The following is a 21,421-nucleotide window of genomic DNA, read 5'->3' as shown; positions in this document are numbered from 1 at the left end:
GGAGAGGGAGCCGGTGCCGGTGCCGGTGCCGCCCGTGACGCCGCCGGACTTCATGAGGTCCTTGAAGTCCTTGGTGTCGCCGGCCGGGGGCGCCTCGGCGGCGACCTTCACGCCGTAGTCGGTGTAGTAGGCCGTGCTGGTCATGACGCCGTTCGCGGTGGTCGCCTTCTCGATCTTCTTGACCAGCAGGCTCTGGTCGTTGACCCAGATGTCGACCTTCTCGGTGGTGATGCCCGCCTGGCCGAGCTGCTTCTTCAGGCCGGCCAGCTGCTCCGCGGTGAGGTTGCCGTTCTTGCCGGCGAGGTCGGCGACGTCGACCGTGCCCGCGTAGTGCGTGGCGTCGGTGCCGGAGACCTTCTCCTTGCCGACCTTCTTCACGTCGCCCGAGGCCAGCAGCAGCTTCACCGACTGGTTCGGCGTGGTGTTCTGCATCTGGTCCTTGATGTACGCGCCGGAGCCGCCGCCGAGCTTGGCGAGGTCGTCGTACGCGTACCTGATCCAGTGCTTGCCGAACTGCTGGGCGAACTTGTCGCTCATCTTCGCGTAGTAGGCGTCCGGCAGGTAGCGGGCCTGCATCGACGTGGAGCCGGCCTGGCGCATGGCGTCGGCCATCTTGCCGCCGGTGTAGGTGATGGTGAGGTTGCCCTTGAGGCCGCCGCCCCAGGCGAGGGCGCCGTCGGCGGTCATCGACATGGTGTCGCCGAGCGAGGTGCTGGAGCGGACCTTGGCGGACTCGGCCTTGTCGGTCGACTGCTCGGCGGAGCGCAGGGCGGCGAGCGGGCTCATGTCCGTGACGCTCTTGCCGACGGCCTTGTCGCCCTTGTCCGAGCCGCAGGCGGCCAGTCCCGTGAGCGCGGTCACCACCGCGACGGAGATACCCACCCGGCGTACGGTCCTGCTGTTCATGTCGTCCCACCCCTATGCGAGAGTCCTGTGCCTGCACGCTGGGCCAGGCCGATGACAGTCGTGCGAAAGGCCGCACACAGAAAGGACGGGCCCCGCACCCGGAAGGTTCCAGGTGCGGGGCCCGCCCTCTGCTTACGCGTCGCTGACGCGGCTGCCGGTGGAGCCGGGGGCTCAGACGGCGGCCGGGTCCTCCTCGACGAGGAGGTTGCGGGTGCGGTTCGGGTCGACCGGGATGCCGGGGCCCATCGTGGTGGTGATGGCGGCCTTCTTGATGTAGCGACCCTTGGCGGCGGACGGCTTCAGACGGAGGATCTCCTCCAGCGCGGCGCCGTAGTTCTCCACCAGCTTGTCGTCGTCGAAGGACGCCTTGCCGATGATGAAGTGCAGGTTCGAGTGCTTGTCGACGCGGAACTCGATCTTGCCGCCCTTGATGTCCGTGACGGCCTTGGCCACGTCGGGGGTGACGGTGCCGGTCTTCGGGTTCGGCATCAGACCACGCGGGCCGAGGACGCGGCCGAGGCGGCCGACCTTGCCCATGAGGTCCGGGGTGGCGACGACGGCGTCGAAGTCCAGACGGCCCTTCGCCACCTCGTCGATCAGTTCGTCGGAGCCGACGATGTCGGCGCCCGCGGCCTCCGCGGCCGCAGCACGGTCACCGGTCGCGAAGACCAGGACCCGGGCAGTCTTGCCGGTGCCGTGCGGCAGGTTCACGGTGCCACGGACCATCTGGTCGGCCTTGCGCGGGTCGACACCCAGGCGGAAGGCGACCTCGACGGTGCCGTCGAACTTGGTCGTGGAGGTCTCCTTGGCGAGACGGACGGCCTCGAGCGGGGCGTACAGCTTCTCCCGGTCGATCTTGGCGTCCGCAGCGCGGAGAGCCTTGCTGCGCTTGCTCACAACTTGCTCCTGTGTGTTCTGAAAGGAGTCGTGGTATCCGGGCCGAGCAGGCCCTGCCACGTGCGACCGGCTACGGCCGCATGGACTACTGGGGGTGGGGTCAGCCCTCGACCGTGATGCCCATGGAGCGGGCGGTGCCGGCGATGATCTTCGACGCGGCGTCCAGGTCGTTCGCGTTGAGGTCGGGCATCTTGGTCTGGGCGATCTCGCGGACCTGCGCCTCGGTGATCTTGGCGACCTTGGTCTTGTGCGGCTCGCCGGAGCCCTTCTCGACGCCCGCGGCCTTGAGGATCATCTTCGCGGCCGGCGGCGTCTTGGTGACGAAGGTGAAGGAGCGGTCCTCGTAGACCGTGATCTCCACCGGGATGACCCAGCCACGCTGCGACTCGGTCGCGGCGTTGTAGGCCTTGCAGAACTCCATGATGTTGACGCCGTGCTGACCGAGCGCGGGGCCGACCGGCGGGGCGGGGTTCGCCGCACCGGCGTTGATCTGGAGCTTGATGAGCCCCGTGACCTTCTTCTTCTTGGGAGGCATAGCTCTCCGGGTCCTTTCGATTCGGGTCCTGCCGACATCCGGGGACGACCCGGACGCAGGCATACCGCACAACGATAACGGGTATAGATGCGCGGCCAAAACCGTGCAGGTCAGACAGGCTGCAGCAGCCCGCCTGACCTGCACGGAAGCAAGAGGTCCAGAAAGAACTAGTTCTTCTGGATCTGGTCGAAGGAGAGCTCGACCGGCGTCTCGCGCCCGAAGATCTCCACCAGGCCCTTGACCTTCTTCGAGTCAGGGTTGATCTCGTTGATGGTCGCCTGCAGCGTGGCGAACGGGCCGTCGGTGACGGTGACCGAGTCGCCGACCTCGAAGTCCAGCACCTGGACCTCGACCTTGCGCTGCGGGGCGGGCTTGCCCTCGGCCTCGGCGGCCTCGCGGGCGGCCTTCTCCTCGGCCTCCGGGGCGAGCATCTTGACGATCTCGTCCAGGGTCAGCGGGTACGGGTCGTAGGCGTTGCCGACGAAGCCGGTCACACCCGGGGTGTTGCGGACGACGCCCCAGGACTCGTTGGTCAGGTCCATGCGGACCAGGACGTAACCCGGCAGCTTGTTCTGCTTGATCGTCTTGCGGTCGCCGTTCTTGATCTGGACGACCTCTTCCTGCGGCACCTCGGCCTGGAAGATGTAGTCCTCGACGTTCAGCGAGACGGCGCGCTGCTCCAGGTTGGTCTTCACGCGGTTCTCGTAGCCGGCGTAGGTGTGGATGACGTACCACTCGCCGGGCAGGAGGCGCAGCTCCTGGCGCAGGGCCTCGATCGGGTCGACGGGCTCCGCGGGCTCCTCCGCGACGGCCTCGGCCGTCTCGTCGGCGGCGGCGAGCTCGTCGCTCTCGTCGGCGTCCTCAGCGGCGTCGCCGTCCTCGGCCTCTTCGGCGTCCTCGTCCTCGACGTGCAGCGCGGCCTCCTCGGCCGGCTCCCCCAGTTCGGCCTCGGCAGCCTCGAACTCGTCCTGCTCGTCCGCGCCTTCGACGATGTCGAGCTCGTCGTCCACCGTCTCGGCGGCATTCCCGCGAGGCTCGATGGCGTCGTTCAGGTTCGGGTCAGACACGATGGCTGCTTCTTCCTGGATACATAGGGGTGGAACATGCGAAAACGGGCGCCGGTACCACGGCGCCCTTCGCTCTTGGCTCAGCCGAAGACGTACTTGGCGGCGTGGTTGAGCCCATAGTCAATCACGGTCACCAAGGCGATCATGATGGCGACGAAGAAGATCACCACTGTGGTGTACGACGTCAGCTGGTTGCGAGTCGGCCAGACGACCTTGCGGAGCTCCGCGATGATCTGGCGGTAGAAGATGGCGAGGCGCTTCAGCGGGCCCTTCTTGGCGCGCTTGCCGCCCTTGCGGGCCTTCTTCTTGGACTCGGGCACCTCATCGGCGTCAGGCGTGTCGATGGAGCCCACGGCGTCCGTCATTCGTCCTCACCTGATCCCGGGTCGTGGCCGTGCCGCGCCCGGTTTCTGAGCCGCACGGCGGTGCATTGCTGTACGTACATGCGCACACATCCTGGCGGTGTGTGTAGCAGGGCCGGAGGGACTTGAACCCCCAACCGCCGGTTTTGGAGACCGGTGCTCTACCAATTGAGCTACGACCCTTCGGTGTCCCCCAACGTACCGCATCCGACCGGGTGCTCGGTGTGCACCGGCCCCGGAACGGCCGCTGAAGGCCAACGAGGTGAGAGTGTACGTGGTCGGCGGGCTTGCGTCGAACAGAAAGTGCCTGCCCCGGACGGCCCGGCCGAAGATCGTCCTGGCCGCGGGCGGGATTCGTACCCCTGTTCATGCCTCGACCCCTTGCTGTTCAGTCTGTGAAACCCGTGTGCCGGGGGCATTTCCGGTCTGGAACGATGGGCCTCATGAGCGCTGCAACCCCTCCCACCGAGCGCCGGGTCTCCGCCCGAGTCGGCGCGATCTCCGAGTCCGCCACCCTCGCCGTGGACGCCAAGGCCAAGGCCCTGAAGGCCGCCGGGCGTCCGGTGATCGGCTTCGGCGCCGGTGAGCCCGACTTCCCGACCCCGGACTACATCGTCGAGGCGGCCGTCGAGGCCTGCAAGAACCCGAAGTACCACCGGTACACGCCCGCCGGCGGCCTGCCCGAGCTGAAGGCCGCGATCGCCGCGAAGACGCTGCGCGACTCCGGCTGGGAGCCCGACGTCTCGCAGATCCTGGTGACCAACGGCGGCAAGCAGGCCATCTACGAGGCGTTCGCCGCGATCCTCGACCCGGGCGACGAGGTCATCGTCCCGGCGCCGTACTGGACGACGTACCCGGAGTCGATCCGGCTGGCCGGCGGTGTCCCGGTGGAGGTCGTCGCCGACGAGACGACCGGCTACCGGGTCTCGGTCGAGCAGCTGGAGGCCGCCCGCACGGAGAAGACGAAGGTCGTCCTCTTCGTCTCCCCCTCCAACCCGACCGGCGCGGTGTACTCCGAGGCCGAGACCGAGGCGATCGGCCGCTGGGCGGTCGAGCACGGCCTGTGGGTGCTGACCGACGAGATCTACGAGCACCTGGTCTACGGCGACGCGGTCTCCGTGTCCCTGCCCGCGCTCCTGCCCGAGCTGCGGGACAAGTGCATCGTGGTCAACGGTGTCGCGAAGACGTACGCCATGACCGGCTGGCGCGTGGGCTGGGTCATCGGCCCGAAGGACGTCGTCAAGGCCGCGACCAACCTCCAGTCGCACGCCACCTCGAACGTCTCGAACGTGGCCCAGGTGGCCGCGCTGGCCGCCGTCTCCGGCGACCTGGACGCCGTGGCGAAGATGCGCGAGGCCTTCGACCGCCGCCGCCGGACCATCGTGCGGATGCTCAACGAGATCGACGGCGTGCTCTGCCCCGAGCCCGAGGGCGCCTTCTACGCCTACCCGTCGGTCAAGGGCCTGCTCGGCAAGGAGATCCGCGGCAAGCGCCCGCAGGACACCGTCGAGCTGGCCGCGCTGATCCTGGAGGAGGCCGAGGTCGCGGTCGTCCCGGGCGAGGCCTTCGGCACGCCGGGCTACCTGCGGCTGTCGTACGCGCTCGGCGACGAGGACCTCGTCGAGGGCGTCAGCCGGATCCAGAAGCTGCTGGCCGAGGCCCGGGACTGACCCGGCCGACGAGACCTCCGGCTGTTCCCGCGCCTCACGCGCGCGTGCGGGCCGTCTCCCTGCGGGGAGGCGGCCCGTCCGCGTGTGCGAGCAAGACCACGTTCGGGGAAAGAGCTACCGGGGCGGCGGGGGCGTGCGGCAGGATCCTGGGATGGAGCGTGTACGTGATGTCTCTGAGCTGCCGAAAGCCCATCTGCACCTGCACTTCACCGGCTCGATGCGGCCCGCAACCGTCCTCGAACTGGCCGACAAGTACGGCGTGCGTCTGCCCGATGCCCTGACAGAGGCCCTGACCAGCGGGGAACCGCCGAAGCTACGGGCCACCGACGAGCGGGGCTGGTTCCGCTTCCAGCGGCTGTACGACGCGGCGCGCTCCTGCCTCAGGCAGCCGGAGGACATCCAGCGGCTGGTCCGGGAGGCGGCGGAGGAGGATCTGCGGGACGGCTCGGGCTGGCTGGAGATCCAGGTCGACCCGACCTCGTACGCGCCCCGCCTGGGCGGCCTGATCCCGGCGCTGGAGATCATCCTGGACGCGGTGGAGACGACCGCGCGCGACACCGGCCTCGGCATGCGGGTGCTGGTCGCAGCGAACCGCATGAAGCACCCCCTGGACGCGCGCACGCTGGCCCGGCTCGCGGTGCGCTACGCCGACCGCGGTGTGGTGGGCTTCGGGCTGTCCAACGACGAGCGCCGGGGCATGGCGCGGGACTTCGACCGCGCCTTCGCCATCGCCCGCGACGGCGGGCTGCTCTCGGCCCCGCACGGCGGCGAGTTGTCCGGCCCGGCGTCGGTGCGCGACTGCCTGGACGACCTGTACGCCCACCGGCTGGGCCACGGGGTGCGGGCGGCGGAGGACCCGCGGCTGCTGAAGCGGCTCGCCGACCGGGGCGTGACCTGCGAGGTGTGCCCGGCCTCGAACGTGGCGCTCGGCGTCTACGAGAAGCCCGAGGACGTGCCGCTGCGCACGCTCTTCGAGGCGGGTGTCCCGATGGCCCTCGGCGCCGACGACCCGCTGTTGTTCGGCTCCCGGCTGGCCGCCCAGTACGAGATCGCCCGCGTCCACCACGACTTCACGGACGCGCAGCTCGCCGAGCTGGCCCGGCAGTCGGTCCGGGGCTCGGCGGCGCCCGAGGACGTCAAGGCGCGGCTGCTGGCCGGCGTGGACGACTGGCTGGTTCGCCCGGCCGCCTGAAGTGGGCGTAGGGCGGGTACGCCTTGAAGCACACCATGACCTCGTCCGGGTGCCCGCCGCCACTGCCGGGTGGCTCGACCAGCGGCAGGACGGTCATCAGCGTCATGTACCCCTTCCCGACGCCCTTCTGGCGCGGTCCCCAGCCGGCCGCGTGGGCGAGGCAGGTGGCCGTCTCGGCGAAGACGTCCCGGCTGCCGAACAGCAACAGCGTGCGAGCGTGGGTGATGTGCCGCAGTGCGTCGCGGCGGTCGGGGCGCTCCAGGCGGCCGCTCCACCGCTGACGGGCGCGCCAGGCGGCTGCGTCCCGTGCCGTGCGGGCCTCGTCGGTGCGCACGGAGAGCGGGACGCCTGGCCCGAGCGCACGGCGCAGCGCGGGCCACGCACTGGGCCGCAGTCCGTACGTGTGGTGGACCAGGAGGAGGTCGACCGGTACCCCGACGCCCTCGTCCGGCGGGACCCCGCCGCGCAGCGGTACGTGGACCAGGGTGTGGCGTGAGTAGGCGGCGAAGGAGAACAGGCCGGCGAGGCGGTTCAGTCCGTCGTGGTCGCCGAGCAGCAGGCCGATGGGCTCCGGGGCGCGCAGCGAGGTGTGGCGCAGGGGCTGCCGTGGCTGCACCACCCGGTGTTCGTGGGGTCCCGTCCGGGGACGGAACTCGCGCAGTCTCAGCCGCATCCGGGTGGCCTCATGCCTCCAGGGTCGCGGCCGGGCGGGGCCGTCGGCAACGGGGTTTCCGTACCGGCGGCCGCCCGGGACGCGGGGCCTGGTCCGAGGGGGAGCAGCCCCTAGAGGCCGACGCCCACCGTCACCGGCTCGTTGACCAGGGTGACGCCGAACGCCTCGCGGACCCCGGCGACGACCTCGCGGGCCAGGGCGAGCAGGTCCTCGGTGGTGGCGCCGCCCCGGTTGGTCAGGGCCAGGGTGTGCTTGGTGGAGATGCGGGCGGGTCCGGTGCCGTAGCCCTTGGTGAAGCCGGACTTGTCGATCAGCCAGGCCGCCGACGTCTTCGTGCGGCCCTCCCCGGCCGGGTAGGCGGGCGGCTCGGCGTCCTCGCCCAACCGCTCCCGCACGCGCGCGCGGAAGGCGGCGAACTGCTCCTCGGTGAGGATCGGGTTGGTGAAGAAGGACCCGGCGGACCAGGTGTCGTGGTCCTCGGCGTCGAGGACCATGCCCTTGCCGGCGCGCAGCTTCAGGACGGTCGCGCGGGCGTCGGCCAGCGGCACCCGGTCGCCGGGCTCGACGCCGAGCGCGCGGGCCGCCTCCGCGTACTTGACCGGCGCGGACAGACCGTCCGCGGCCTCCAGCTCGAAGCGGACGCGCAGGACGACGTAGCGCTCGGGGTCGGCCTTGAAGCGGCTGTGGCGGTACGAGAAGGCGCACTCCTCGTTCGTCAGCGTGACGGTCTCGCCGGCCCGGCGGTCGTAGGCGATCACCTCGGTGATCGTCGAGGAGACCTCCTGGCCGTAGGCGCCCACGTTCTGGATCGGGGTGGCGCCGGCCGAGCCGGGGATGCCGGCCAGGCACTCGACGCCGGCCAGTCCGGCCTCGACGGTCCGGGCGACGGCGTCCGTCCACACCTCGCCGGCCGCCAGCTCCAGGGTGGTGCCGCGCAGTTCGACGCCCCGCGTGGCGATGCGCAGGGCGGTGCCGTCGAAGCCCTTGTCGCCGATGACCAGGTTGGAGCCGCCGCCGATGACCAGCAGCGGGGTCCCGCTGTCGTCGGCCTCGCGGACGGCGGCGATCACCTCGGCGTCGGTGGAGGCGGTGATCAGCCGGGCCGCGGGGCCGCCCAGGCGGAAGGTGGTCAGCGGGGCCAGGGGGGCGTCGTGGAGTACCTGCACGGGCCCAAGACTACGAGACGGCGCCGGCGGCTCCGCGACAGCCGGGGCGGCGCCGTCCCCGCCACGGCCGCCGTCCCGGTGCCGTCCCGAGCGGAGAGGGCAGGATTCGAACCTGCGTGGACCGCATGGGCCCGACCTCGAGCGAACTCGACGGTCCCCGATCAACCACTCCGGGCACCTCTCCCTGTTCCCGGCCCGGTCTCCCGTGCCGTTCACGTGCATCACCGTGGCAGCGAACGCTGACGGCGCGCTGACAACGTCGCCCGGTGGCCGCCGGATGACACGGCACGCGCGCGTGGACCGTGAAAGAGGTCCACGCGCGCGTGCGGGTGTGGAGGGCGCGCCGCCTACGGCGGGTGCGACGGGGACAGCGGGTTCAACGGCTCAGGTCAGCCGCCGGAAGGCCTCCTGCCAGCTGACGGGCAGGTCGTCGCTCGACGCCCGCCAGGTGGCGTACTTCGCGTCCCGCATCTGCCGTGTCAGGCCCTTCGCGGCCGGCGCGTGGGCGCCGGAGCGGGCGAAGGCGCGCAGCGCGTCCGCCGACTCCCAGGCGGACAGGGTCCAGAAGGTCCGCCTTAGCGGCTGGGCCTTCAGGGCCGCCCCGTGGGCGCCGGGGGCGTGGCTGACCTGCCGCCACACGCGCGGGGTGCGCAGGAAGAACCGGAGGGCTCCCCAGCGGGTGCGGGTCTCGAAGCGGGAGGCGAAGACATGGACGTCGGTGCCGGGCGGCGGGGTGTTCGGCACGGTCCAGGGCAGCGTGGGCACGGGTGTTCTCCTTGTCCTTCTTGTCCTTCGCGGGCCGTGCGGGTCAGTGGGACAGGGCTTCGGCGGCCGGGACGGGCGTCTGCCCGGCGGCCGGCGCGCTCTCCCGCCCGCGCTTGCGGGCCGGGATGAGCAGGGCGGCGACCGCGGCCAGGGCGACCACGCCGGAGCCGGTGACGAGGGCGGGCCGCAGTCCGTCCACGAAGTTCTGGGCGCTCGCGTAGCCGCCCTGCGCGGAGAAGATCGACGACATGACCGCGATGCCGAGCGCGCCGCCGACCTCGCGCAGGGCGTTGTTGGCGCCGGAGGCGATGCCCTGCTCCTGCGGGCGGACGCTGGACATGACCAGGTTGGCGGCCGGGGCGAAGTACAGGGCCATGCCGATGCCGCTGACGATCAGGGCGGGCAGCTGGGCGGTGTAGGAGACGTCCGCCGACACCACCCAGGCCATGTAGCCGAGCCCCACGGCCTGGAGGAACAGGCCGGTGGCGACGACCGGGCGGCCGCCGACGCGGTCGGAGAGGATGCCGGCGACCGGCGCGACGAGCATGGGCATGCCGGTCCAGGGCAGCATGCGCAGGCCGGCCTCGGTGGGCGAGTAGCCGAGCACACCCTGCATGTACTGGCTGAGCAGGAAGATCGAGCCGAACATGCCCACGAACATCAGCAGGCTGGCCGCGTTGATCCCGGAGAAGGCGCGGGAGCGGAACAGGCGCATGGGCAGCATGGGGTTCTTTGCGCGGGTGCTGTAGAGGACGAAGCCCACCAGCAGGGCGCCCCCGGCGAACAGGGCGGTCAGCACCAGGGAGTCGGTCCAGCCGTCGGCGGGCCCGCGGACCAGCCCGTACACGATGCCGAAGAGTCCGCCGCTGGCGAGCAGGGTGCCGGGGAGGTCGAGCCGGGCGCCGGTGCCGCGGGACTCGGCGAGGCGCAGCCGGGCCAGCGGCAGCAGGGCCACGCCGAGCGGCACGTTCAGCCAGAAGATCCAGTGCCAGGAGATGTGCTCGGTGAGGCTGCCGCCGATCAGCGGTCCGGAGGCGACGGCGAGGCCGTTGACGGCGCCCCAGATGCCGTAGGCCATACCGCGCCGTGCGGCGGGCACGGCCGCGGTCAGCAGGGTGAGGGTGAGCGGCATCATGACGGCGGCGCCGACGCCCTGGACCGCGCGGGCGGCGATGAGGGAGCCGATGCCGGGGGCCATGGCCGCGGCAGCCGAGGCGCCGGTGAAGACCGCGAGCCCGGCGATGAAGAGCCGGCGGCGGCCGAAGCGGTCGCCGAGCGCGGCGCCGAACATCAGCAGCACGGCGAAGGTGAGCGTGTAGGCGCTCACGGTCCACTCCAGGTCGTCCAGCGCGCCGCCGAGGTCCTCGCGGATGGAGGGCAGGGCGGTGGTGACGACGAGGTTGTCGAGGGCCGCCATGAATCCGGCGACGCTGGTGATGACGAGGGCCCAGACGGCTCCCCCGCGACGTGCGGTCTGCTCTGACATCGCTCCCCCAGAGGTGATCGGTGGTGACCACCGCAGTTGATTAGTTATTGCTGACTAACTTCTGCGCCCATGAAAAGGCGGAGGTTCCCGCCCTCCGGGCGTCGCCCCCGGTGCCGTTGAGCCCTGCTCGGTGCCCGGTGCTACTTCTCCAGCCGTCCGGTGAGCCGGGCGGAGGGGTACATCCCCTGCCAGACCCGGTGCTCGGGCGGGAACCCCATGGCCGCGAGGGTGTTGATGAGCATCCCGTAGGCCAGGAAGGTCGTGGTCTCGCCGTCGTCGGCGCCCAGCGGAACGTGCACGGTGTCCCAGAGCTCCATCCAGCCGGCCCGTACGACCTCGCCGAACTCGTGGTCGCCCTCCGCCTCGGCGGCCGCGACCGTGATGTACGTCTGCATCTGCATCTGGAGCGTCTCGGGGCGCTCCGTGATCAGGTGCACATAGGCGTTGGCCATGGCATGCAGGGCCTCCTCGCCCTCCAGCCCGTCGGACGCGTCCGCGAAGACCCGGCGGATGTCCTCCACGCACCGCAGCGAGGCGGCGGCGAAGATCGCCTTCTTGCCCGGGAAGAGCCGGAAGAGGTACGGCTGCGAGACACCCACGCGCCGGGCGATCGCCTCCGTGGAGGTGCCGTAGTAACCCTTGCGGGCGAACTCCGTGACCGCCGCGCGGACGACGCTCTCGCGCCGCTCCTCCGCACTCATCCTGACCATGCGAGAAAGTTAGTACTCAATCACTAACTAAGTCAAGCGGTGCAGCCGGGCCCACGGGTAAGGGGCGCCCGCCCGTGGCGGACGCCCCTTACCTGGAGAGGGGGGTGCGGCTGGTGGTGCCGTCAGGCCAGGCGGACGACCGCCCGGGACATGCCCAGGACCTTCTGGCCGCCGCTGGTCGCGGTCAGGTCCACCCGCACGGTGTGGTCGTCGAGCTTGGCCGCGACCTTGGCGCTGACCTCGATCACCGCGCCCTCGTCGTCGTTGGGCACCACGACCGGCTTGGTGAAGCGGACGCCGTAGTCCACGACCGCGCCCGGGTCACCGGTCCAGTCGGTGACCACGCGGATCGCCTCGGCCATGGTGAACATGCCGTGCGCGATGACGTCCGGCAGGCCCACCTCCTTGGCGAACTTCTCGTTCCAGTGGATCGGGTTGAAGTCGCCGGATGCACCCGCGTACCGCACCAGCGTGGCGCGGGTCACGGGGAAGCTCTGGGCCGGCAGTTCGGTGCCGACCTCGACGTCGTCGTACGCGATCTTCGCCGCCATCGGTTACCTCACGCCTCCTCGGCCGCGCGGGCCACGAGCTTGGTCCAGGCGGTCACCACGAGCTCGCCCGCCTCGTCGTGCACCTCGCCGCGGATGTCCAGCACGTCGTTGCCCGCGAGGGACTTGATCCCCTCGATGGTGGAGGTGACCGAGAGCCGGTCACCGGCGCGCACCGGGCGGACGTACGCGAACTTCTGGTCGCCGTGCACCACGCGGCTGTAGTCGAGACCGAGCTGCGGGTCCTCGATGACCTGTCCGGCGGCCCGGAAGGTGATGGAGAACACGAAGGTGGGCGGAGCGATCACGTCGGAGTGACCGAACGCCTTGGCGGCGTCCGGGTCCGTGTACGCCGGGTTGCTCTCCCCGACCGCCTCGGCGAACTCGCGGATCTTCTCCCGGCCCACCTCGTAGGGCTCGGTGGGCGGATAGGTCCGTCCCACGAAGGACTGGTCGAGCGCCATGGCCCGGCACCTCCTGGTCTCGGCAGCGTGTCTGCTTCGGACAGCGTGTGAAACGACGTGAGGCCGCCCCCCGAACTGCGGGGGCGGCCTCACGTACGAGCCTGATTTATCGCGTTTCGCGGTGCGCGGTGTGCGCGTTGCAACGCGGGCAGTGCTTCTTCATCTCAAGACGGTCCGGGTTGTTACGCCGGTTCTTCTTGGTGATGTAGTTCCGCTCCTTGCACTCCACGCAGGCCAGCGTGATCTTCGGGCGGACGTCGGTGGCAGCCACGTGAGTGCTCCTAGGACGAACGGATGGGTTTAACGCAAGAAAGAGTAGCCGATCGAAGGACCGACCCCGCAATCGGCTACCGTCAGTAGCGGTGACCGGACTTGAACCGGTGACACAGCGATTATGAGCCGCTTGCTCTACCGACTGAGCTACACCGCTTTGATGAGATCGGAACCCGCCTCGCGACGGGAACCTCTCACACCAGAGCCCCAAAACGGAATCGAACCGTTGACCTTCTCCTTACCATGGAGACGCTCTGCCGACTGAGCTATTGGGGCGAGCGATGAAGACATTACACGGTCCTCCGCCGTTCGCCCAAATCCATATCCGGCCGCCCCGCGCCCCCCTCGTCACGGGCCTCCCGTGGGCCCCGAGCAGCACGTACGGCGCCCCCGCGCGCGTGTGCCGACGGGGTCGGCCACGCCGGTACGACTATTGCGCTCCTCCGCGCCCTGCCCGGTTCGCCACCCTAGGCTCGACTCACTCTGCGTGATCATGGGTCCGCGGGGGCCCTGGGCTCCTGCCGCGGCCCAGCCCCGAGCCCCCGGCCCGAACCCTGGAGTCCGATGCCCGACAGCCAGCCGCAGCCGCCCTCGTCGTCGAACCCGTCCGGTTCCTCCGGACAGCCCGACCCGGCCGCCCTGCTGCTGTGCGGGGCGCGGCTCACCGACGGCCGGACCGTGGACGTACGGCTGGGCGGCGGGCGCATCGAGGCGGTCGGCACCGCCGGCAGCCTGACCCCGGGCCCGGGCCGCAGGGGCGCGGCCCGGGTGGACCTCGACGGCTACCTCCTGCTGCCGGCCCCGGCCGAGCCGCACGCCCACAGCGACACCGCGCTGTCCGCCGAGCGCCCCGGACCGGCCTCGTACGCCCCGGAGGACGTCCAGCGCCGGGCCACGGAGGCGGCGCTGCTCCAGCTCGGCCACGGGGCGACGGCGCTGCGCGCGCACGTGCGCGTGGGCGACGTCCAGGGGCTGGGCGCGCTCGGCGCCGTCCTCCAGGCGCGGCGCTCGCTGCGGGGCCTCGCGGAACTGACCACGGTGGCGATGCCGCGCCTGCTGACCGGGGTGGCCGGGGCCGACGGGCTCGCGATGCTCCGGGACGCGCTGAAGATGGGCGCCTCCGTGGTGGGCGGCTCCCCCGACCTCGACCCGGACCCCACGGGCTACACGGAGGCCGTGCTGGAGGTGGCCTCGGAGCACGGCTGCCCGGTGGACCTGCACACGGACGCCGCCGACCCGGCCCGGCTGTCCCGGCTCGCCGCCATGGCGGGCGGCCTGCGCCCCGGCGTGACCCTCGGCCCGTGCGCCGGCCTCTCGCGGCTGCCGACCGAGGTCGCCGCCCGGCTCGCCGACCAGCTCGCGGCGGCCGGGGTCGCGGTGGTGTGCCTGCCGCAGGGCGGGTGCGGCGGCGCGGAGCGTCGGGGCGCGGCGCCGGTGCGGCTGCTGCGCGCGGCCGGGGTGCGGGTGGCGGCGGGCAGCGGCGCCCTGCGGGACGTGTCGAACCCGGTCGGCCGCGGTGACCCGCTGGAGGCCGCGTTCCTCCTCGCCTCCGCCCACGGTCTGCGCCCGGAGGACGCCTACGGGGCGGTGAGCGGCTCGGCGCGTGCGGTCCTGGGCCTGCCCGAGGTCCGGGTGGAGGCGGGCTTCCCCGCCGAACTGCTGGCCGTCCGCGGCGACGTTCTGTCCGGCGCCCTGTCCCTCGCCTACAGCCGGCTGGTGGTGCACCGCGGACGAGTGGTGGCCCGCACGAGCGCGGTCCGCGAGTACTGCAGCTCGGCCTCGGCGGCGGAACCCGGGTTGCCTCGTCAGGGGCGCAAGGAACTGTCCTGAGCGGTCCGGAGCGGGGCGTACGCCGCTGTGTGCGGGGCCTGCCGGGGCGCGGTGCGTCCGCACGGGCGGCCTTGCGCCAGGTGCCGGGCGTGGGGTTCGTCCATGCGGCGCACGTGCCTGCCGGGGCGTACGGTCGGTCTCATGCGCACAGTCATCGCTGGGGGTCATGGTCAGATCGCGCTGCGGCTGGAGCATCTGCTCTCCGCGCGCGGGGACGAGGTGGCGGGGATCATCCGCAAGGCGGAACAGGGCGACGATCTGCGGCGGGCCGGTGCCGAACCGGTCCTGCTGGACCTGGAGTCCGCCTCGGTGGAGGAGGTCGCGGCGCATCTGCAGGGCGCGGACGCGGCGGTCTTCGCCGCCGGTGCGGGCCCGGGCAGCGGTACCGCCCGCAAGGACACGGTGGACAGGGGCGCGGCCGTGCTGTTCACGGACGCGGCGGTCCGCGCGCGCGTGCGCCGTCTCGTGGTCGTCTCCTCGATGGGCGCGGACCCCGCGCACGAGGGCGACGAGGTGTTCGACGTCTATCTGCGCGCCAAGGGCGAGGCCGACGCGTACGTCGCCCGCCAGGACGCGCTGGACTGGACGATCCTGCGCCCGGGTGCGCTGACGAACGACGCGGGCACCGGGCTGGTGCGGCTGGAGGCCCGTACCGGGCGCGGTACGGTCCCCCGGGACGACGTGGCGGCCGTACTGGCGGAGTTGGTGGACACCTCGGCGACGGCCGGCCTGACGCTGGAGCTGATCAGCGGCTCGACGCCGGTGTCGGTCGCGGTGAAGTCGGTCGCCGGGAACTGAGCCGGCACCGCCGGCCGTTCATCCGTCAGAAGAGCGGCAGCTGCCCGGGGAAGTCCGGCACGGCGTACCCGTCCAACGTCGGCTGGGCCGCCCCGAGCTGAGCCTGTGTCCGCGACCCTGAGCAGGAGAGGAGTTCCCCGTTCTCCCGTGCCCCGGGCGGGTCGTGGCGTGCGAAGCGCCCCGCCACGACGGCGATCTCGCGGCGGCACACGGGACAGGTTCTGCGACGGGAGGACATGCCGCCAGTGTGCCCGCCGCCGGCCCGGACGGCGGTGCCGCCGGGCGATGTTCGGCCCCGCCGGGCCGCCGACGGTCATCATCAGGACGTGGAGGTCGTGGGCGGCTCGGCGGTGGACATGGCCGCGGCACCCACTACGGCCACGGTCGCCGCGGCGAGGACCGGGTGGCGGCCGAGGGGCGGGCGGGGAGGGCGGCATCGGCGCCCGGCTGCACCTCTCCAGCGCCACCGAGGGCGGCATGGGCCTGCACTGGGCGGCGCGTCCGCCTGCCGTCCGCCCGCCGTCCGCGTACGCCGAAAGGGCGGCGCGCTCCGGCGGATCGCCGGTGCACGCCGCCCCGGACAGGACGAGTCGCGGGTCGTGGGCCGAGTGGAAGGGGCAGAGGCGAGGCGCGGGCCGGGAGGCAAGGCGCGTGCCGTGGCCCGCACGGTGGTCGTGGCTACTCCGCGTCGCGGTCGAACTTGGCGGCCGACCAGAAGTAGCCGAGCACCGCGAGGCCCACGCACCAGGCGACGGCCAGCCATCCGTTGTGGCCGATCGGGGTGCCGAGCAACAGCCCACGGAGGGTCTCGATGGCCGGCGTGAACGGCTGGTACTCGGCGACCGGCCGGAACCAGCCCGGCATCGCGTCGAGGGGCACGAAGGTGCTGGACAGCAGCGGCAGCAGGATCAGGGGCATCGCGTTGTTGCCGGCGGCCTCGGCGTTCGGGCTGACCAGACCCATGCCGACCGCGATCCAGGTGAGCGCCGTGGCGAAGAGCACGAGCAGTCCGAAGGCCGCGAGCCACTCCAGCACGGTGGCGTCGGTGGAACGGAAGCCGATGGCCACGGCGACGCAGCCGACCAGGACGACGCTGACGACCGACTGCAACACGCTGCCGACGACGTGCCCGATGATCACGGAGCCGCGGTGGATCGCCATCGTCCGGAAGCGGGCGATGATGCCCTCCGTCATGTCGTTGGACACCGAGACCGCGGTGCCGACCACGGTGCTGCCGATGGTCATCAGCAGCAGGCCCGGTACGACGTAGGCGATGTACGCGGATCTGTCCGGCCCACCGCCGCCGATGCCCGCGCTCATGGTGTCGCCGAAGATGTAGACGAAGAGCAGCAACAGCATGATCGGCGTGAGCAGCAGGTTGAGGGTGAGGGACGGGTAGCGCCGGGCGTGCAGGAGGTTGCGGCGCAGCATCGTGGAGCAGTCGCGCACGGCGAGCGAGAACCGGGTCGCGCGGGCGGGAGCCAGGGGTGTGCTCATCGGGCGGCCTCCTCGGCCTGGTGGGTGGCGGTCGTGGCGTCGGTCAGGGCGAAGAAGACGTCGTCGAGGTCGGGGGTGTGCACGGTCAGCTCGTCGGCCTCGATGCCGGCCGAGTCCAACCGGTCGAGTACGGCGCGCAGTTCGCGCTGGCTGCCGTCGCTCGGGAGCTGGAGCGCGAGGGACTCGTCGTCCCGGGAGGCGTCGCGCAGGGCGGCCACGGCGCTCCGGTAGGCGGCCGGGTCGGTGAAGCGGAGCCGGACGTGTCCGCCCGGGACGATCCGCTTCAGCTCCTCGGCGGTGCCCTGGGCGGCGATCCGGCCGCCGTGGAGCACGGCGATACGGTCCGCCAGCTCGTCGGCCTCCTCCAGGTACTGGGTGGTGAGGAAGACGGTGGCGCCCTCCGCGACCAGCTCGCGGATGATCTGCCACATGGTGTGCCGGGAGCGCGGGTCGAGCCCTGTGGTCGGCTCGTCGAGGAAGATGATCCGCGGGTTGCCGACCAGTGTCATGGCGATGTCGAGGCGGCGCTTCATACCGCCGGAGTAGGTGGAGGCGGGCTTCTTCGCGGCTTCGGTGAGGTCGAACCGCTCCAGCAGTTCGGCGCTGACCCGGCGCCGCTCGCGCTTGCCGAGGTGGTGCAAGTCCGCCATGAGGAGCATGTTCTCCTCGCCGGTGATCAGGCCGTCGACGGCGGAGAACTGTCCGGTGACACCGATCGCCGCCCGCACGGATCGCGGATCGGCGGCGAGGTCGTGGCCGCCGACGTGGATCGGGCCGGTGCCGGAGTCCGGCGCGACGAGGGTGGAGAGGATCTTGACGGCGGTCGTCTTGCCGGCGCCGTTCGGGCCGAGCAGGGAGAAGATCGTTCCCTCCGGTACGGCCAGGTCGACGCCGTCGAGGACGGTCTTGTCGCCGTAGGACTTGCGCAGCCCGTACGCCGCGATGGCCAGGTCGGTCATGTGAAGTGCCCCCTCTTGGAACGGCTGTGGTTACAGGCTGCGGGCGGTGATGTCGCCGTAGGCGGTGGTGGCGTGGACGGTGAGTGCGGCGGTGGGGCCGTCGGTGTTCTGCAGGGTGTTGTCGATGCGGCCGTAGGTGGTGCCGGCGTTGAGGGTGGCGGAGGTGCCGCGGGCGGCGCCGACGGTGATCTGTCCGTATTCGGTGCGCAGGGTGAGGGTGCCGCGGACGGCTTCGGTGATGTGGAGGTCGCCCTTGAGGGTGCTGATCTCCGCGGGGCCGGTGAGGCGGCCGATGGTGACGGGGCCGGCCTGGAGGGTGAGGTCGGCGCTGTCGGCCTCGTCGAGCTTGACGGTGGCCTGGGCGGCTTCGAGGGTGACCTCGCCGAGGCGTCCGACGCCACGCAGGTCGGTGGCGGCGGCCTTGGCCTGGACGCGGGATCCGGCGGGGAGCTGGACGGTGATCTCGACGGAGCCGGAGTGGCCGAGGATGCGGTTCTTGGCGGCGGGGGCTTCGATGCGCAGGACGCCGTCCTGGTAGCTGACCTCGATCTCCTTGGCGGCCTTCAGGTCGCGGTTCTTGGTGGCGTCGGCGGGGCGGACCTCGACGGTGGTGTCGTCGCGGTCGGCGGCGATGAGTTGGATGCGGCCGGCGGGGATGTCCAGGACGGCGGTGACGGGGGCGGTGGTGGCGAACTTCTGCACGGTGTTCCTCCATGGTCTGCGGGGCGGGCCGGTGCGGCCCGCCGTTTCCAACACGCGAAACGCTACGTTGCATTCATAGATCCGGCAACGTGCTCGTTGCGTCAGATCGCTGTAATCACAGGTCAGAACAAGGAAATCGTTGCAACGGAATGGAATCTAACGCAACGACAGTTCAGTGGCTTCGTTGCAATGGGTGAAGAGTGAACGCTATGCTGACAGCCACCCGCACCACGACGAAGCACCAAGAAGCACGAAGAAGCACGGAGGAGGCCGCGATGCCGGGAGGCAGGCTCACCCAGCAGGAACGTCAGCAGATCGCGCTGGGGCTGGCCGACGGCCTCGCCTATGCGGAGATCGCCAGGCGCCTCGAACGCCCGACCTCGACCGTCACCCGCGAGGTCATGCGCAACGGCGGCCCGACCGCCTACCGCGCGGAAGTCGCCCACCGCGCCACCGAACACCGCGCCCACCGCCGCAGACAGGCCGCCCCCCGGGACGCGAACGCGCCCCAGTCCGACGGCCGCGACACCGAGAGCGTCCGCGCGTACGAGGAGACGCTCACCACCGTTTTCATGCAGTCGGGCCTGCCCAGGATGACGGCCCGGGTCCTGGTCTGCCTCTACACCACCGACGCCGGCAGCCTCACCGCGTCCGAACTCGTCCAGCGTCTCCAGGTGAGCCCGGCGACCGTCTCGAAGGCGGTCGCGTTCCTGGAGAGTCAGGGCCTGATCCGCCGGGAACGGGACGAACGCCGCCGCGAGCGCTACGTCGTGGACGACGACGTCATGTACCAGTCCACGGTGGCCAGCGCCCGCGCCACCGCCCACCTCGGCGAGACCGCACGCCAGGGCGTCGGCATCCTCGGCGCGGGCACCCCGGCCGCCGCCCGCCTGGAGAACATCGCCCGCTTCGTCGACTTCGTGTCCGAGAGCATCCTGCGCGCGGCGGAACAGGCCCGCGAAGTCCTCCACACCAAGCCCGAGTCCACGCAGGGCGACCCGGCCCGGCCCGCGGCGGGCCGCTGAGGGCTCGGGTGGCCCGGCCGAGCCCGCCGCGGACACGGCGGCCGCGGGCGCTGGGGCAGGCCGAACCACTGCCGGCAAGCCGGACCACTGAGAACCGACCGCCCCGGCGCTCCGCGCCTCCGGCCGGTGGTTCGGCCATTCGGCGGCAGCCCGCTCGCGCGTGCGGCCGAGCCGCGATGCGGTGGACACGGATGCGTGCCGACGCCCCGCACGGAAGGGCGTCCGGCATTCAGCCGTGGAAGGACGAGCCATGCGCATATCCGGACCGGCGGCCATTCGCCGGGGTGGTGTCACGGTCGTAGCCGCGTCGGTGATCTGCTCGACCGTGCTGACCGGGCAGGACTTCGCCACGACCGGAAAAGGGGGCGGTGTGCCCACCCCCTCGCTACCACCCCCGACCCTGGCCTGGCGGCCTTGCGTCAAGGACAGCCCGTTCGACTGCGCGACCGCCCAGGTGCCGCTGGACTACGGCAAGCCGGTGGGCCGCACCATCGAACTCGCGGTCGTCAGACGGAAGGCGACCGACCCCCGCCGACGCGTCGGCACCCTCTTCTTCAACCCGGGCGGACCCGGCGGACCGGGAACGGTCCAGATGCCGCAGCAGTACAAGAACTTCCCGCGCGAGGTGCGGGAGCGCTTCGACATCGTCAGCTGGGACCCCCGCGGGGTCGGCAGCAGCACCGCGGTGAACTGCTTCGCGAACCCGAAGGAAGCCGCCGCGTGGAACGCGACCAAAGCGGCGGGCTTCCCGGAGGGCACGAAGGAGCGGGTGGCCTGGGCGGCCGCCTACCGGGACCTGGCCCGGCGCTGCGAGCGGCGTGACCCCGAACTCCTGCGCCATGTGTCGACCGCGGACACCGCCCGCGACCTCGACCAGCTCCGCGCCGCGACGGGCGAGGCCCAGCTCACCTACCTGGGGACGTCCTACGGCTCGTTCCTGGGCGCCACCTACGCCAACCTCTTCCCGGGCAAGGTGCGCGCGATGGTCCTCGACAGCAACTGGGACCCCGAGGCCTGGACGAACCACGGCTCCGACGATGCCCGGCTCCCGACGTACCTGCGCCTGGGCTCGGACCGCAGCGCGGCGGCGACGCTGGACCGGTTCCTCGCCCTGTGCGGGGCCACCACCACCGCCCGATGCGCCTTCTCCGCGGGCAGCCCGCAAGCGACCAGGGCCAAGTACGACGAGTTGATGCAGCGGCTCCGCAAGCGTCCCGTGGGCAGGTCGACCTACGCCGGCACGGTCGCGGACGTGATGAGCAGCCTGTACATCGTGCACCCCGGGTGGACGGAACTCGCCGGCAGGCTGCAGGACCTGTGGCAGGGCCGCGCCCCGAAACCGGCGACGCCGCCTCCCCCGCCACCGGTCCCGCACCCGAACCCGTACGTGGGCGAGGAGCAGGCCGCCGCGGTGTTCTGCGGCGACAGCCCCAACCCGCGCGGCCTGGGCGCCTACGCCGTGTTCGAGGAGGCCGCCGCCCAGCGCGCGGGTGACGCCGGGCGCTACTGGACCTGGTCCACCTCGGGATGCGCCCCCTGGCCGGCGGTCGCCGCCGACCGCTACCGCGGCCCGTGGAACAAACCCACGGCACACCCCGTCCTGGTGGTCGGCACACGCTACGACCCGGCCACCCCCTACTCGGGCGCGCAGGCCATGGCCGCCGAACTGGCCGACGCCCACCTGCTCACCAACGACGGCTACGGCCACACAGCCCTGGCCAACCCCAGCGGCTGCGTCCAGACCCACGAGGCCCGCTACCTGACCGACGGCACCCTCCCACCGCCCGGAACCACCTGCCACCAGGACACACCCCCATTTGACCCGCCGGGCCCGAGGGGTGGCATCGCGACCGGCGGCGGAGGCAGGGCACCGGAAGCGGTGGCCTGATCGGCACG

General features: G+C 71.7%; 23 protein-coding genes, 3 tRNA genes and 1 pseudogene. 6 read left to right on the top strand and 21 right to left on the bottom strand.

From position 1 onward, the window contains the following. The 6 genes from PV343_RS15865 to PV343_RS15840 form a co-directional block, all read right to left on the bottom strand. The coding region (locus PV343_RS15865; RefSeq protein WP_319147544.1) for a hypothetical protein at positions 1 to 906 on the bottom strand (906 nt) is incomplete at its 3' end. Positions 907 to 1,077: 171 nt separating this feature from the next. After that, a complete protein-coding gene (gene rplA / locus PV343_RS15860; RefSeq protein ID WP_020941657.1) occupies positions 1,078 to 1,803 on the bottom strand; it encodes a 50S ribosomal protein L1 in 726 nt (241 codons plus the stop codon). A gap of 100 nt (positions 1,804 to 1,903) precedes the next feature. Then, positions 1,904 to 2,338: a 50S ribosomal protein L11 gene (gene rplK / locus PV343_RS15855; RefSeq protein ID WP_031167035.1), complete on the bottom strand. Its 435-nt coding sequence runs from the start codon at positions 2,336 to 2,338 to the stop codon at positions 1,904 to 1,906. 167 nt (positions 2,339 to 2,505) lie between these two features. Then, entirely contained in the window at positions 2,506 to 3,405 is a 900-nt protein-coding gene (gene nusG, locus PV343_RS15850; protein WP_319147543.1) for a transcription termination/antitermination protein NusG, read from the bottom strand. An 80-nt stretch (positions 3,406 to 3,485) separates the two neighbouring features. Continuing rightward, positions 3,486 to 3,770, bottom strand: coding sequence for a preprotein translocase subunit SecE (gene secE, locus PV343_RS15845; RefSeq protein ID WP_317444873.1), 285 nt, complete (start codon positions 3,768 to 3,770; stop codon positions 3,486 to 3,488). Positions 3,771 to 3,877: 107 nt separating this feature from the next. Beyond that, a tRNA-Trp gene (locus tag PV343_RS15840) sits at positions 3,878 to 3,950 on the bottom strand. Positions 3,951 to 4,210: 260 nt separating this feature from the next. On the opposite strand from PV343_RS15840, the gene PV343_RS15835 reads away from it, so the two are divergent. Together PV343_RS15835 and PV343_RS15830 are read left to right on the top strand one after the other, a co-directional pair. After that, positions 4,211 to 5,437 carry a pyridoxal phosphate-dependent aminotransferase gene (locus tag PV343_RS15835; protein ID WP_133919837.1) on the top strand — a complete coding sequence of 409 codons (1,227 nt, stop codon included), beginning with the start codon at positions 4,211 to 4,213 and terminating at the stop codon, positions 5,435 to 5,437. A gap of 151 nt (positions 5,438 to 5,588) precedes the next feature. After that, the gene (locus PV343_RS15830) at positions 5,589 to 6,629 is read left to right on the top strand and encodes an adenosine deaminase (RefSeq protein WP_319147542.1); all 1,041 of its coding nucleotides are present in this window, start codon (positions 5,589 to 5,591) and stop codon (positions 6,627 to 6,629) included. Here PV343_RS15830 and PV343_RS15825 read toward each other — a convergent pair. From PV343_RS15825 to PV343_RS15775, 11 genes and pseudogenes are all read right to left on the bottom strand, one after another. After that, a complete protein-coding gene (locus PV343_RS15825; protein WP_319147541.1) occupies positions 6,574 to 7,302 on the bottom strand; it encodes a hypothetical protein in 729 nt (242 codons plus the stop codon). The genes PV343_RS15830 and PV343_RS15825 overlap by 56 nt on opposite strands. A 110-nt stretch (positions 7,303 to 7,412) precedes the next feature. Beyond that, on the bottom strand, positions 7,413 to 8,468 hold the full coding sequence (locus PV343_RS15820) for a UDP-N-acetylmuramate dehydrogenase (protein WP_319147540.1): 1,056 nt from the start codon (positions 8,466 to 8,468) through the stop codon (positions 7,413 to 7,415). Between the two features lie 91 nt (positions 8,469 to 8,559). Further along, a pseudogene (locus tag PV343_RS15815) lies at positions 8,560 to 8,652 on the bottom strand. A 200-nt stretch (positions 8,653 to 8,852) separates the two neighbouring features. Further along, the gene (locus tag PV343_RS15810) at positions 8,853 to 9,233 is read right to left on the bottom strand and encodes a DUF3291 domain-containing protein (RefSeq protein ID WP_319147539.1); all 381 of its coding nucleotides are present in this window, start codon (positions 9,231 to 9,233) and stop codon (positions 8,853 to 8,855) included. A 43-nt stretch (positions 9,234 to 9,276) separates the two neighbouring features. After that, a complete protein-coding gene (locus PV343_RS15805; RefSeq protein ID WP_319147538.1) occupies positions 9,277 to 10,719 on the bottom strand; it encodes a DHA2 family efflux MFS transporter permease subunit in 1,443 nt (480 codons plus the stop codon). Positions 10,720 to 10,859: 140 nt separating this feature from the next. Next, positions 10,860 to 11,429: a TetR/AcrR family transcriptional regulator gene (locus PV343_RS15800; protein WP_319147537.1), complete on the bottom strand. Its 570-nt coding sequence runs from the start codon at positions 11,427 to 11,429 to the stop codon at positions 10,860 to 10,862. Positions 11,430 to 11,551: 122 nt separating this feature from the next. After that, on the bottom strand, positions 11,552 to 11,980 hold the full coding sequence (locus PV343_RS15795) for a MaoC family dehydratase (RefSeq protein WP_319147536.1): 429 nt from the start codon (positions 11,978 to 11,980) through the stop codon (positions 11,552 to 11,554). An 8-nt stretch (positions 11,981 to 11,988) separates the two neighbouring features. Continuing rightward, entirely contained in the window at positions 11,989 to 12,441 is a 453-nt protein-coding gene (locus PV343_RS15790) for a MaoC family dehydratase N-terminal domain-containing protein (RefSeq protein ID WP_020941646.1), read from the bottom strand. Between the two features lie 106 nt (positions 12,442 to 12,547). Then, the gene (gene rpmG, locus PV343_RS15785; protein WP_003948671.1) at positions 12,548 to 12,712 is read right to left on the bottom strand and encodes a 50S ribosomal protein L33; all 165 of its coding nucleotides are present in this window, start codon (positions 12,710 to 12,712) and stop codon (positions 12,548 to 12,550) included. Between the two features lie 86 nt (positions 12,713 to 12,798). Beyond that, positions 12,799 to 12,871: transfer RNA gene (locus tag PV343_RS15780), tRNA-Met, on the bottom strand. A gap of 46 nt (positions 12,872 to 12,917) precedes the next feature. Further along, positions 12,918 to 12,990 (bottom strand) — tRNA-Thr (locus PV343_RS15775). 288 nt (positions 12,991 to 13,278) lie between these two features. On the opposite strand from PV343_RS15775, the gene PV343_RS15770 reads away from it, so the two are divergent. Continuing rightward, entirely contained in the window at positions 13,279 to 14,544 is a 1,266-nt protein-coding gene (locus PV343_RS15770; RefSeq protein ID WP_319147535.1) for an amidohydrolase family protein, read from the top strand. 141 nt (positions 14,545 to 14,685) lie between these two features. Next, entirely contained in the window at positions 14,686 to 15,342 is a 657-nt protein-coding gene (locus tag PV343_RS15765) for an NAD(P)H-binding protein (RefSeq protein ID WP_319147534.1), read from the top strand. Positions 15,343 to 15,367: 25 nt separating this feature from the next. Here PV343_RS15765 and PV343_RS15760 read toward each other — a convergent pair whose 3' ends face one another. The 4 genes from PV343_RS15760 to PV343_RS15745 all read right to left on the bottom strand — a co-directional run bounded on the left by PV343_RS15760 (position 15,368) and on the right by PV343_RS15745 (position 18,500). Then, positions 15,368 to 15,580 carry a hypothetical protein gene (locus PV343_RS15760; protein WP_078614773.1) on the bottom strand — a complete coding sequence of 71 codons (213 nt, stop codon included), beginning with the start codon at positions 15,578 to 15,580 and terminating at the stop codon, positions 15,368 to 15,370. 440 nt (positions 15,581 to 16,020) lie between these two features. Next, entirely contained in the window at positions 16,021 to 16,839 is an 819-nt protein-coding gene (locus tag PV343_RS15755; protein ID WP_319147533.1) for an ABC transporter permease, read from the bottom strand. Next, positions 16,836 to 17,798: an ATP-binding cassette domain-containing protein gene (locus PV343_RS15750; protein ID WP_319147532.1), complete on the bottom strand. Its 963-nt coding sequence runs from the start codon at positions 17,796 to 17,798 to the stop codon at positions 16,836 to 16,838. The genes PV343_RS15755 and PV343_RS15750 overlap by 4 nt, the downstream gene beginning before the upstream one ends. A 30-nt stretch (positions 17,799 to 17,828) precedes the next feature. Continuing rightward, on the bottom strand, positions 17,829 to 18,500 hold the full coding sequence (locus tag PV343_RS15745; protein WP_319147531.1) for a DUF4097 family beta strand repeat-containing protein: 672 nt from the start codon (positions 18,498 to 18,500) through the stop codon (positions 17,829 to 17,831). Positions 18,501 to 18,775: 275 nt separating this feature from the next. Here PV343_RS15745 and PV343_RS15740 point away from each other — a divergent pair, with 275 nt between their 5' ends. Both PV343_RS15740 and PV343_RS15735 read left to right on the top strand, forming a co-directional pair. Further along, a complete protein-coding gene (locus tag PV343_RS15740; RefSeq protein WP_319147530.1) occupies positions 18,776 to 19,525 on the top strand; it encodes a helix-turn-helix domain-containing protein in 750 nt (249 codons plus the stop codon). A 250-nt stretch (positions 19,526 to 19,775) separates the two neighbouring features. Then, positions 19,776 to 21,413 carry an alpha/beta hydrolase gene (locus tag PV343_RS15735; RefSeq protein ID WP_319147529.1) on the top strand — a complete coding sequence of 546 codons (1,638 nt, stop codon included), beginning with the start codon at positions 19,776 to 19,778 and terminating at the stop codon, positions 21,411 to 21,413. The last annotated feature ends 8 nt before the right edge of the window (positions 21,414 to 21,421 follow it).

The sequence above is a fragment of the Streptomyces sp. WI03-4A genome (genome assembly GCF_033792105.1).
Classification (GTDB): Bacteria; Actinomycetota; Actinomycetes; order Streptomycetales; family Streptomycetaceae; genus Streptomyces; species Streptomyces collinus_A.
The sequence above is the reverse complement of the archived record's forward strand: the minus strand, read 5'-3'. Positions and strand labels throughout refer to the sequence as shown.